Origin of the sequence: Bacillus sp. PS237 (assembly GCF_037963345.1) — a bacterium.
Taxonomy (GTDB): domain Bacteria; phylum Bacillota; class Bacilli; order Bacillales; family Bacillaceae; genus Bacillus; species Bacillus subtilis.
Map to the genome: position 1 here is coordinate 1,526,731 of NZ_CP150156.1, position 12,402 is coordinate 1,539,132.

The 12,402-nt window shown below is 43.4% G+C and carries 11 protein-coding genes; 7 read left to right on the forward strand and 4 right to left on the reverse strand.

Annotation, left to right across the window (positions count from 1 at the left end):
• Nucleotides 1–270 precede the first annotated feature (270 nt).
• Nucleotides 271–459 (reverse strand): YlaF family protein, encoded by a 189-nt coding sequence (locus NST22_RS07995; RefSeq protein ID WP_003245500.1) that lies wholly within the window; start codon nucleotides 457–459, stop codon nucleotides 271–273.
• 112 nt (nucleotides 460–571) lie between these two features.
• Here NST22_RS07995 and typA point away from each other — a divergent pair, with 112 nt between their 5' ends.
• A complete protein-coding gene (typA, locus tag NST22_RS08000) occupies nucleotides 572–2,410 on the forward strand; it encodes a translational GTPase TypA (RefSeq protein WP_003232278.1) in 1,839 nt (612 codons plus the stop codon).
• A 56-nt stretch (nucleotides 2,411–2,466) separates the two neighbouring features.
• On the forward strand, nucleotides 2,467–2,784 hold the full coding sequence (locus tag NST22_RS08005) for a YlaH-like family protein (RefSeq protein WP_003232274.1): 318 nt from the start codon (nucleotides 2,467–2,469) through the stop codon (nucleotides 2,782–2,784).
• Between the two features lie 55 nt (nucleotides 2,785–2,839).
• Here the strand turns inward: NST22_RS08005 and NST22_RS08010 are convergent, their stop codons facing one another.
• Together NST22_RS08010 and NST22_RS08015 are read right to left on the reverse strand one after the other, a co-directional pair.
• Complete coding sequence (locus tag NST22_RS08010; RefSeq protein WP_003232271.1) at nucleotides 2,840–3,049, reverse strand: YlaI family protein; 210 nt, start codon at nucleotides 3,047–3,049, stop codon at nucleotides 2,840–2,842.
• Between the two features lie 82 nt (nucleotides 3,050–3,131).
• The gene (locus NST22_RS08015) at nucleotides 3,132–3,761 is read right to left on the reverse strand and encodes a YhcN/YlaJ family sporulation lipoprotein (RefSeq protein ID WP_003232269.1); all 630 of its coding nucleotides are present in this window, start codon (nucleotides 3,759–3,761) and stop codon (nucleotides 3,132–3,134) included.
• Nucleotides 3,762–3,915: 154 nt separating this feature from the next.
• Here NST22_RS08015 and NST22_RS08020 point away from each other — a divergent pair, with 154 nt between their 5' ends.
• Nucleotides 3,916–5,244: a PhoH family protein gene (locus NST22_RS08020; RefSeq protein WP_003245272.1), complete on the forward strand. Its 1,329-nt coding sequence runs from the start codon at nucleotides 3,916–3,918 to the stop codon at nucleotides 5,242–5,244.
• Between the two features lie 3 nt (nucleotides 5,245–5,247).
• Here the strand turns inward: NST22_RS08020 and NST22_RS08025 are convergent, their stop codons facing one another.
• Entirely contained in the window at nucleotides 5,248–5,733 is a 486-nt protein-coding gene (locus tag NST22_RS08025) for a hypothetical protein (protein WP_003245279.1), read from the reverse strand.
• A gap of 102 nt (nucleotides 5,734–5,835) precedes the next feature.
• On the opposite strand from NST22_RS08025, the gene glsA reads away from it, so the two are divergent.
• The 4 genes from glsA (at nucleotide 5,836) to pyc (ending at nucleotide 12,082) form a co-directional block, all read left to right on the forward strand.
• Entirely contained in the window at nucleotides 5,836–6,765 is a 930-nt protein-coding gene (gene glsA, locus NST22_RS08030; RefSeq protein WP_003245206.1) for a glutaminase A, read from the forward strand.
• A 97-nt stretch (nucleotides 6,766–6,862) separates the two neighbouring features.
• Nucleotides 6,863–7,144 (forward strand): YlaN family protein, encoded by a 282-nt coding sequence (locus NST22_RS08035; RefSeq protein WP_003245286.1) that lies wholly within the window; start codon nucleotides 6,863–6,865, stop codon nucleotides 7,142–7,144.
• A 205-nt stretch (nucleotides 7,145–7,349) separates the two neighbouring features.
• Nucleotides 7,350–8,561 carry a cell division protein FtsW gene (gene ftsW / locus NST22_RS08040; RefSeq protein ID WP_009967159.1) on the forward strand — a complete coding sequence of 404 codons (1,212 nt, stop codon included), beginning with the start codon at nucleotides 7,350–7,352 and terminating at the stop codon, nucleotides 8,559–8,561.
• Nucleotides 8,562–8,635: 74 nt separating this feature from the next.
• Nucleotides 8,636–12,082 (forward strand): pyruvate carboxylase, encoded by a 3,447-nt coding sequence (pyc, locus tag NST22_RS08045; RefSeq protein WP_003244778.1) that lies wholly within the window; start codon nucleotides 8,636–8,638, stop codon nucleotides 12,080–12,082.
• Nucleotides 12,083–12,402 lie beyond the last annotated feature (320 nt).

Genomic DNA, 12,402 nt, shown 5'->3' on the forward strand with positions numbered 1-12,402 from the left:
TTCTTCTCTCCCTTTTATGAATTGTGCTACAAATTCCATTATAGGGAGTAGTTTCCGGTGGAGGAATAGGCGCTATGGTATTTTATGTGTATCGTTGCCGAACTACTTTTTGAAGGCTGCACGTGTGATCGTTAGAACGATTGTCTATGTATGAAGGCTGTTTTGCATCTTCCTGACTAAGAAACAGGGGAGATAAGGCTTAAAGAAATGAAAAACACCGCTTTCTTTGCGGTGTTTTTTGATTACAATGTCGCCGGCGGGGCAATGCTTTTAATCAAGCAAGCCTTGTTCGCGCATTTTCTTTTTTAATGTAAATCCGCCGCCCATGACAGCGCAAACAAGTACAATGCTGGCGATAATGCCTGCAGGGCTTTTTTCAGCGATAAAGACGCCGATCAGCATAATGCTGAAAACCGCTGCAAATGCAAATAATAGTAAAAGCCAATTCATTTTTTTCATAAATTCCATCCCCTTTTACGTCTTATATTAAGTTTACAGAAAAACGTGACGCTTTTAAAGAGGATGTGTGATATAATATGAAAGTTATCTAATTTTTTTAGGAGATGAAAAAGTGAAACTTCGAAATGATCTTCGCAACATCGCGATTATTGCCCACGTTGACCATGGGAAAACGACTCTAGTCGATCAGCTTTTACATCAGGCTGGTACGTTCCGTGCCAACGAACAGGTTGCTGAACGCGCAATGGACTCTAATGATCTTGAACGCGAACGCGGCATTACAATATTGGCGAAAAATACTGCGATTAACTATAAAGATACACGTATCAATATTTTGGACACCCCTGGACATGCAGACTTTGGGGGAGAAGTAGAACGGATTATGAAAATGGTTGACGGCGTAGTGCTTGTCGTTGACGCATATGAAGGCTGTATGCCTCAAACTCGTTTTGTTCTGAAAAAAGCTCTTGAGCAAAACCTGAACCCTGTTGTTGTTGTAAACAAAATTGACCGTGACTTTGCTCGTCCAGAGGAAGTTATCGATGAAGTTCTGGATCTGTTCATTGAGCTTGATGCCAATGAAGAGCAGCTCGAGTTCCCAGTGGTATATGCTTCCGCGATTAATGGAACAGCGAGTCTTGATCCGAAACAACAGGATGAAAACATGGAAGCTTTATATGAAACCATTATTAAGCATGTTCCGGCACCTGTTGATAATGCAGAGGAGCCGCTTCAATTCCAAGTTGCCCTTCTTGACTACAACGACTATGTAGGCCGTATCGGAATCGGACGCGTATTCCGCGGCACAATGAAAGTCGGACAGCAGGTTTCTCTTATGAAGCTTGACGGAACGGCAAAGTCATTCCGTGTTACAAAGATTTTTGGTTTCCAAGGCTTAAAGCGTGTGGAAATTGAAGAAGCAAAAGCGGGAGACCTCGTTGCGGTTTCCGGGATGGAAGATATCAACGTTGGTGAAACGGTATGTCCTGTAGACCATCAAGATCCGCTTCCGGTCCTTCGCATTGATGAGCCGACACTTCAAATGACATTTGTCGTGAATAACAGTCCGTTTGCAGGCCGTGAAGGCAAATATGTAACGGCCCGCAAAATCGAAGAGCGTCTTCAATCACAGCTTCAGACGGATGTGAGCTTGCGTGTTGAGCCAACAGCTTCTCCTGATGCTTGGGTTGTTTCAGGACGCGGTGAGCTGCACTTGTCAATTTTAATTGAAAATATGCGTCGTGAGGGCTATGAGCTTCAAGTGTCAAAACCTGAAGTTATTATCAAAGAAATCGACGGCGTACGCTGTGAGCCTGTTGAACGTGTGCAAATTGATGTTCCTGAAGAGCATACTGGCTCTGTAATGGAATCAATGGGTGCCCGCAAAGGCGAAATGGTTGATATGATCAACAACGGAAACGGCCAAGTCCGTCTCATCTTTACAGTTCCTTCCCGCGGATTGATCGGTTACTCTACAGAATTCCTATCATTAACACGCGGATTCGGTATTTTGAACCATACGTTTGACAGCTACCAGCCGATGCAGGCAGGCCAAGTCGGCGGACGCCGTCAAGGTGTACTTGTGTCAATGGAAAACGGAAAAGCAACATCATACGGTATTCAAGGAATTGAAGACCGCGGTGTCATCTTCGTTGAGCCGGGTACTGAAGTATACGAAGGAATGATCGTTGGAGAGCATAACCGTGACAACGACCTTGTTGTTAACGTCAGCAAAATGAAACAGCAAACAAACGTCCGTTCTGCGACAAAGGATCAGACAACTACAATTAAAAAAGCGCGCATCATGTCTCTTGAGGAGTCTCTAGAGTACTTAAACGAAGATGAATATTGTGAAGTAACACCTGAATCCATCCGTTTAAGAAAGAAGATCCTCAATAAGAACGAACGTGAAAAAGCAGCTAAAAAGAAAAAAACAGCAGGATTGTCTTAATCTCGTGCAGAATTTGAAAAGATAGAACCCGTACGTTTACAGGGGAGGGAATCTTTTTGAATGACGTAAGCGAACGCCTGTCGTTCTTCGCCGCTCTATATCAAGTAGACCGGCAGCCTGCGGCAGGCATGTGGCTGCTGTACGGCACGATTTTTGTGTTGGCCGTTATTGTATTTAAGCTTGGATTTGCTAAACGGCTTCCTGTATTAAAATCTGCAGTGGTGTATGTATTTTTGGCTTTGGGCTGCACTGTTTTGACTTTTTTAGGGGTGTTTTTGCCCGTGGCAGAAGGATTGGTCGTCGCTGCGCTGATTTTAATCATTTACAAAATCCGGCTGTATCAGTCGAAAAAAGGACAGTCTGCAAAATCATAAAAGACTCAGCTGAAAGCTGAGTCTTTTTTGTGTTCTGTATGGTTAAGCGGCCGCTTTATTTTTTGACTTTTTCTTTTTTCTGCTGTCCCGGGTGAAAAGTAAATTTTCCCGTTTTCAGCCGTTCCTCTGTTTTTTTGGCAATCCGATCGTGGCATTCCTGGCACATATATGTATGGATCGGGCGGTTTCGAAGCCGTTTCGCGATCAGGGTATCATCATCAATTGTTTCAATTTTATCGCAAATAGAACATTTGACCCTCATCATATCACCTCTTTCACTAACATGTATTATACCACGGATCAGAAGCTGTCCAAAATAAGAAAAAGCTAAAGCGCAAGGCTATAGCTTAGTCATTGTTGTTCTTTTTCATATGATGATCAGATTGATCGTTTTGTTCCTTCTCCATTTCCTGTTGCTGTTTTCTATTTAATTGGTCATTTTGCTGCTTTGTTTGCGGTTCATCTTCATTGTCAATCACATCGTTAGGCACTTCGGGAAGCACTCGGCCGACAATTGCAGCTAATTCATCCAGTATACCTGTTACCGGATGGCCCTCGCTGATTTCTCTGCTCATTTCGCGAAGGCGGCTGACCGTATCGGGATCAGCAATGACTACTGCGTTGGCGCCATATCGATCATTCTTTAGCGCCTGAGCTACAGAATATTTAATGGTTTCCACTTTGCTTCTGTCCAAAGTATCATCGACATCAATCCCAACAACAGCATAGCCTCCCAGCACAACGGCTGTTGCATCCTTGACGTCGGGGTTTTTTTCAGCAACGCTGACAAGATGCTTGGCAATATCCGTTCTTGTTCCATTGTCTTTTGTTTCTTGAGTTGTGTCCTTTACGTGAATCGGTTTAGTCTCCTGCTGTCTTGTTGATTCTTTTTCAACATTCTGGCCCTGTTTTCCTTGTTGATAGGCACAAGCGGACAGGATAAGTGTCAGCTGTATGATAATGAAAAGAATTCGCACTTGCGGGTTCCCTCCTTAAAATGCTTTCATTAATTTTATTGTTGAATTAACCTTCTATCTTTATGCACAAAAACATATATTTTAGCAGGCATTCACCTTTTTCATCAAAAGAGAAGCAGGAAGAACTTTGACCCTTATATCAGGAGGCTGAGACTTGAGTAAAATTTATGTGTTAGATACGAATGTGTTATTACAGGATCCTAACGCGATATTTTCTTTTGAAGAAAATGAGGTTGTCATCCCTGCTGTCGTTTTAGAAGAGGTTGATTCAAAAAAACGGTATATGGACGAAGTTGGGAGGAATGCAAGGCACGTATCTAAGCTAATCGATGCGCTAAGACAAAAGGGCAGGCTGCATGAGCATGTACCGCTTGACACCGGCGGCACACTGAGAATTGAACTGAATCATCGTTCGTTTCACCAGCTGCAAGAGATCTTTATTGAAAAGACGAACGATAATCGCATATTAGCCGTTGCGAAAAACTTAAGCCTCGAGGAAGAAACCAAGGAAAATGGCAGGCCGGTTATCCTTGTCAGTAAGGATGTACTGGTCAGGGTTAAAGCCGACGCAATCGGACTGCTTGCTGAAGATTTCTTGAATGACCGGGTTGTGGACAATGATGAAATGTACAGCGGCTATAAAGATTTATATATCAGCCAGCAGCTGTTCAGCTCTTTTTACGGGAAAAATCAAATTTCAGTAAACGATGTGAAACAGCATGCGTTTTATCCGAATCAGTTTGCTTTAATGAAGGATGAGCTAGGAGGGTCCTCCTCGGCAGTCGGAATTGCAGACAAAACCGGAACGGTATTAAAAAGACTCGTATTTGATGATGAACATATATGGGGAATCAGGCCGAAAAATGTACAGCAGACAATGGCATTAGAGCTTTTGCTGCGGGAAGATATTCCGCTTGTCACCCTGATCGGCAAAGCGGGAACCGGCAAAACGCTCTTAGCTTTGGCGGCAGGGCTATTACAGACAGAAGACTTGGGAATATATAAAAAGCTGGTCGTCGCAAGGCCGATTGTTCCTGTTGGCAAGGACATCGGGTATTTGCCAGGCGAAAAAGAGGAAAAGCTAAAGCCTTGGATGCAGCCGATTTTTGACAACTTAGAGTTTCTGTTTAATGCGAAAAAACCAGGGGAGCTTGATGCTATTTTGGCGGGAATTGGCTCAATTCAGGTAGAGGCGCTGACTTATATCAGAGGGAGAAGCATTCCAGATCAATTTATTATCATTGATGAAGCGCAAAATTTGACCAGGCATGAGGTGAAAACGTTGCTGACGAGAGTCGGTGAGGGCAGTAAAATTGTCTTAATGGGCGACCCTGAACAAATTGATCACCCATATTTAGACAGTCTGAACAATGGTTTGGCCTATGTGGTTGAGCGGTTTAAAGGACAACCCATCTCAGGCAGCGTGAAGCTGTTAAAAGGTGAGAGATCAGGTCTCGCCCAGCTTGCAGCTGATTTGCTGTAACACTTAAATGATTTCGATCTCTTTTACATCGGTAATCGGCTGTTTGTGATGAACCGGGTCTTCAAAGTAAATATGCACGGGGCCGCCTTCTTGAATCGGCTTGCCTGCCTCACTGAAATGGACAATACTGTTCAGAGCGGTTTCCAGAGAAACGGCGGCCTTTCCCGAACTTGTGACAAATACACATTGTGTCGCAGAGCTGTTCGGCTCAGCATTTTTCAGGACAGTCCCAAGTCTCATTGCGAAACTGCCGTTCATCAGTTTTTGCTTCTCATATTGCTTTTCCGTCTTTAATGTAGGCGGCGCGATTCGCCCCTCTCTGATGACGCGTTCCGGATCAAGGTCGGATTCATCCCCGGCTGATTGTAAATATGTGTCTTGACTGTCCCCTTTGCGGTCAAACGAAAATTTGCGATCATCAAAAATCCATACGCTTGGATCAATGGTAATTGGATATGTAACATTGCCTTTTACTTGGATAACGCTCATGATATGACCCCCTTCTCTCAAAATTATAAAAGTTTTCGCATGAATTGTCACTTTGTGTACAAATTATGTGTATTGAAATGCTGAGGGAACGAGGGTGTTTGCATGGTATGCCAGCATAATGATGAGCTTGAAGCCTTAGTGAAAAAGGCGAAAAAAGTAACGGACAAGGGGGAGGTAGCCAGCTATATTCCCGCCTTGGCAAAAGCTGATAAACACGACCTGTCAGTGGCGATTTATTATTCCAATAATGTTTGTCTGTCAGCAGGTGACGTAGAAAAAACATTTACGCTTCAAAGTATATCGAAAGTCCTTTCCCTTGCTTTGGTGTTAATGGAATACGGCAAAGATAAGGTCTTCAGTTATGTTGGACAGGAGCCGACCGGTGATCCGTTTAATTCAATTATCAAGCTCGAAACAGTGAATCCGAGCAAGCCGTTAAACCCTATGATTAATGCCGGGGCATTGGTAGTGACAAGTCTGATAAGGGGAAGAACGGTAAAAGAGAGACTTGATTATTTGCTTTCTTTTATCAGAAGGCTGACAAACAACCAAGAGATTACATACTGCCGGGAAGTGGCTGAATCTGAATACAGCACTTCAATGATTAATCGGGCGATGTGTTATTATATGAAGCAGTACGGCATTTTTGAAGATGATGTAGAGGCAGTAATGGATTTATATACGAAGCAATGCGCGATTGAGATGAACAGCTTGGATTTAGCGAAAATCGGATCTGTATTCGCATTGAACGGCAGACATCCAGAGACTGGGGAGCAGGTCATCTCAAAAGATGTCGCTAGAATTTGCAAAACGTTTATGGTGACGTGCGGAATGTACAATGCAAGCGGGGAATTCGCAATTAAGGTCGGAATTCCTGCGAAAAGCGGCGTATCCGGCGGGATAATGGGCATTTCGCCTTACGATTTCGGGATCGGCATATTCGGCCCCGCATTAGACGAAAAAGGGAACAGCATTGCAGGTGTAAAGCTTTTGGAAATAATGTCTGAGATGTACAGGCTGAGTATTTTTTAATTTATGTCATATGCTTAAATCCTCTTGCATTTTCTGTTGATACCCTTTATGATAAATAGAAGAATTAGGTACTCGCCTGGGGAACGGAGGGATACTTTTGGCTTCAGAGATGATAGTTGACCATCGGCAAAAAGCTTTTGAACTCTTAAAAGTGGACGCTGAGAAGATTTTGAAGCTGATCCGAGTACAAATGGATAACTTAACGATGCCTCAATGTCCTCTATATGAAGAGGTTTTAGATACTCAAATGTTCGGGCTTTCGAGGGAAATCGATTTTGCTGTCCGCCTGGGATTGGTTGATGAAAAAGACGGTAAAGACCTTTTATACACATTGGAGCGCGAATTGTCTGCTTTGCATGACGCGTTTACAGCTAAATAAATGATAAAACTCAAACTTATTAACAGTTTGGGTTTTTTTATAACCGCTATTTTTCTCTCATCTCATAAAAGACGGTCTTTTTTTACACATTCCTTCCGAATCGTATAGAGATTCTTCGTCTCGTTTGATAAATTGTAGTAAAATAAAAAAGATAAATACATAAAAACCATAGATAATGGAAGTTAGAAGCAGGGAAGAGGATGTTATGTTAAAAAAAATGCTAAAATCTTATGATTACTCACTGATATTCGCAATCGTTTTATTATGCGGATTCGGTTTAGTGATGGTATACAGCTCAAGCATGATTACGGCTGTCTCCCGGTATGGAGTAAGCAGTAATTTTTTCTTCATGCGGCAGCTGTTTGCTTTAATTGCGGGTGGCGCTCTATTTATTCTCATGGCGTTGTTTCCTTATAAAGCACTGGCCCATCAAAAGTTTCAGAAGGGGATACTGCTTGTATCTGTTCTTGCGCTTATCTCACTGTTTGTTTTCGGGCATGTTGCCGGAAACGCGCAGAGCTGGTTTAAAATCGGCGGAATGAGTATTCAGCCGGGGGAGTTTGTGAAACTGGTCGTGATTTTATACCTTGCAGCCGTATATGCAAAAAAACAAAGTTATATCGACCATCTGTTAACGGGAGTAGCCCCTCCGGTAGTCATGACGCTTATAATTTGTGGGTTAATTGCCATGCAGCCAGATTTCGGTACAGCCATGATTATAGGGTTAATTGCGACGTGCATGATCTTGTGCTCCGGCTTCAGCGGAAAGACGCTGGTGAGGCTTGTGATACTGGGCGGAATTGTTTTCATTTTAGTCAGCCCTATTATCTATTTGAATCAGGACAAAATTTTAACTGAAGGCCGTTTAGCGCGTTTTGAGAGTCTTGAAGACCCATTTAAGTATGCAAATTCATCAGGTTTGCAAGTGATCAATTCTTATTATGCGATCAGCTCAGGCGGCATTTTCGGCCTGGGGCTCGGTGAAAGTATCCAAAAATACGGATATCTGCCTGAATCACACACTGACTTTATTATGGCTGTCATTGCTGAAGAGCTCGGCATTTTTGGGGTATTGTTTGTGATTTTCTTATTGGGTTTTGTCGTCATAAAAGGTTTTTATATTGCCAGAAAATGCGAGGACCCGTTTGGAAGTCTTCTGGCGATCGGCATTTCAAGCATGATTGCCATCCAGTCGTTTATTAACCTTGGCGGTGTCAGCGGATTAATTCCGATTACAGGGGTTACGCTGCCATTTATCAGTTACGGGGGCTCTTCTTTGGTGCTGCTGCTGGGGAGTATGGGGATATTAGCGAATATCAGCATGTTTGTGAAATATTCAGAGAATAAGAAAAAGAAAGAGCCCTTGGCGCCGAAGGGAATGAAAAAGAAACAGCTCAAAAAAACTGTTTATCTGTAAAAAACAAGTGTGTACAGGGGAAGGATATTCCGCTATGATAGATTATATTCCATTCGGGTAAGGGGGAGAAAAGTTTGTCTCAGCAATCGATACAAAAAGTATTAGTAGCAAACAGGGGAGAAATTGCAATCCGAATATTCCGGGCGTGTACCGAGTTGAATATTCGTACAGTTGCGGTCTATTCAAAAGAAGATTCCGGTTCCTACCATCGGTACAAAGCGGATGAAGCATACTTGGTCGGTGAAGGGAAAAAACCGATTGATGCTTACCTGGATATTGAAGGTATCATTGATATTGCGAAAAGAAACAAAGTCGATGCAATTCATCCGGGATACGGTTTCTTATCTGAAAATATTCATTTTGCGAGACGATGTGAAGAAGAAGGCATCGTATTCATAGGGCCAAAATCCGAGCATCTCGATATGTTTGGTGACAAGGTAAAAGCGCGTGAGCAGGCAGAAAAAGCGGGAATCCCCGTGATTCCGGGAAGCGACGGTCCTGCCGAAACGCTTGAAGCCGTCGAACAATTTGGACAAGCTAACGGTTATCCGATCATCATTAAAGCCTCGCTTGGCGGCGGCGGCCGCGGTATGCGGATTGTCAGATCTGAAAGTGAAGTTAAAGAAGCATATGAGCGTGCTAAATCAGAGGCGAAAGCAGCCTTTGGCAATGATGAAGTTTATGTAGAAAAATTAATTGAGAATCCGAAACATATTGAGGTTCAGGTCATTGGAGACAAGCAGGGCAATGTCGTCCATCTTTTTGAGAGGGATTGCTCCGTTCAAAGACGCCATCAAAAAGTCATTGAAGTGGCGCCGAGTGTCTCGCTGTCACCTGAATTAAGGGACCAAATTTGTGAGGCTGCAGTTGCGCTTGCCAAAAATGTAAACTATATAAATGCGGGGACGGTCGAATTCCTTGTTGCAAACAACGAGTTCTACTTTATTGAAGTAAATCCTCGCGTACAAGTTGAACACACGATAACAGAAATGATTACTGGTGTCGATATTGTTCAAACTCAGATCCTTGTTGCCCAAGGGCACAGCCTTCACAGCAAAAAAGTAAATATTCCTGAGCAAAAGGACATTTTTACAATCGGCTATGCCATTCAGTCACGGGTTACGACTGAGGATCCGCAAAATGATTTCATGCCTGATACAGGAAAAATCATGGCTTACCGCTCAGGCGGCGGTTTTGGTGTCCGTCTTGATACCGGAAACAGCTTCCAGGGCGCCGTGATCACACCATACTATGATTCACTTCTCGTTAAGCTTTCAACTTGGGCTTTAACGTTTGAACAGGCAGCTGCCAAAATGGTGCGAAACCTTCAGGAGTTTAGAATCAGAGGCATAAAAACGAACATTCCGTTCCTTGAGAACGTTGCAAAGCATGAGAAGTTCCTGACAGGGCAATATGATACATCTTTCATTGATACAACGCCTGAATTATTTAATTTCCCTAAACAAAAAGACCGCGGAACGAAAATGCTCACTTACATCGGCAATGTGACAGTGAACGGCTTCCCTGGAATCGGGAAAAAAGAAAAACCGGCGTTTGACAAACCGTTAGGCGTAAAGGTAGACGTTGATCAGCAGCCTGCCAGAGGAACAAAGCAAATTCTCGATGAAAAAGGTGCAGAAGGGCTTGCAAATTGGGTTAAGGAGCAGAAATCTGTCCTTTTAACTGATACGACATTCAGGGATGCCCACCAATCGTTATTGGCAACTAGAATCAGATCGCATGATTTGAAAAAAATCGCAAATCCGACGGCTGCGTTATGGCCTGAACTATTCAGTATGGAAATGTGGGGAGGCGCGACCTTCGATGTAGCCTACCGATTCCTGAAAGAAGATCCGTGGAAACGTTTGGAAGATCTTCGCAAAGAAGTGCCGAATACCTTATTCCAGATGTTGCTTCGCTCATCAAATGCGGTCGGCTATACGAATTATCCGGACAATGTGATTAAAGAATTTGTGAAGCAATCAGCTCAATCCGGTATTGATGTGTTTCGTATTTTCGACAGCTTAAACTGGGTAAAAGGGATGACGTTAGCCATTGATGCTGTTAGGGATACCGGCAAAGTGGCAGAAGCTGCGATTTGTTATACGGGAGATATCCTTGACAAGAACCGGACGAAGTACGACCTTGCATATTATACATCGATGGCGAAGGAGCTTGAGGCGGCCGGAGCCCATATTCTCGGGATTAAAGATATGGCAGGGCTGTTAAAACCGCAGGCTGCATATGAGCTCGTTTCTGCGTTGAAAGAAACGATCGACATTCCGGTTCACCTTCATACGCATGATACGAGCGGAAACGGTATTTATATGTATGCGAAAGCTGTTGAAGCCGGCGTTGATATCATAGACGTGGCGGTCAGCTCAATGGCGGGATTAACGTCACAGCCTAGCGCGAGCGGATTTTATCATGCGATGGAAGGCAACGACCGCCGTCCGGAAATGAATGTCCAAGGCGTTGAATTGCTGTCCCAATATTGGGAGTCGGTGCGTAAATATTATAGTGAATTTGAAAGCGGAATGAAGTCTCCGCATACTGAAATTTATGAACACGAAATGCCAGGGGGCCAATACAGCAACCTGCAGCAGCAAGCCAAGGGAGTAGGCCTTGGCGACCGCTGGAACGAAGTCAAGGAAATGTACAGACGCGTGAACGATATGTTCGGTGACATCGTCAAGGTAACGCCTTCCTCAAAAGTAGTCGGAGATATGGCACTCTACATGGTGCAAAACAATCTGACTGAAAAAGACGTTTACGAAAAAGGTGAATCTTTAGATTTCCCTGATTCTGTCGTGGAGCTTTTTAAAGGAAATATCGGCCAGCCTCATGGCGGATTCCCAGAAAAACTGCAAAAGCTGATCTTAAAAGGGCAGGAGCCGATTACAGTCAGACCGGGCGAACTGCTTGAGCCGGTGTCATTTGAAGCGATCAAACAGGAATTTAAAGAGCAGCATAACTTGGAAATTTCAGATCAGGATGCTGTGGCATATGCCCTTTATCCTAAAGTCTTCACTGATTATGTGAAAACGACAGAAAGCTATGGAGACATCTCGGTATTAGATACACCGACATTCTTCTACGGTATGACATTAGGTGAAGAGATAGAAGTTGAAATTGAGCGCGGCAAAACGCTGATCGTTAAGCTGATTTCAATCGGTGAGCCTCAGCCTGATGCCACCCGCGTCGTTTATTTCGAACTCAACGGGCAGCCGCGTGAAGTAGTCATTAAAGATGAAAGCATTAAGTCTTCCGTTCAGGAAAGGCTGAAAGCAGACCGGACAAATCCAAGCCACATCGCAGCTTCCATGCCTGGAACAGTTATTAAGGTATTGGCTGAAGCAGGCACAAAAGTCAATAAAGGTGATCATTTGATGATTAATGAAGCGATGAAAATGGAAACAACGGTTCAGGCGCCTTTCTCAGGAACAATCAAGCAGGTTCATGTGAAAAATGGTGAGCCGATCCAAACGGGAGATCTGCTCCTTGAAATTGAAAAAGCATAAAAAACAAAGAGTGTATATCAATGATATACACTCTTGTTTTTTATATAGAAAATGTGGAGTGAAACAGATGGTTAGAAGAGATATAAGGGGACTTCAGAGATTATAGAGTACTGTCACAAGCCCAAAATAAAAAGAGGCTTATACAGCCAATATTTTAGATGCTTTGTAGTATGCCGTGCATATTTCTTTAAGCACTATCTGATTTAAAAGGCTTTAATACTTATGTTCGCGAGCTATAGATCCATATGAAATTTCTATAATCACGATGAGAAAGGGGACAGACCGAAGTGAGCCGCTCACTGATCATCAAGTTCGGCGAA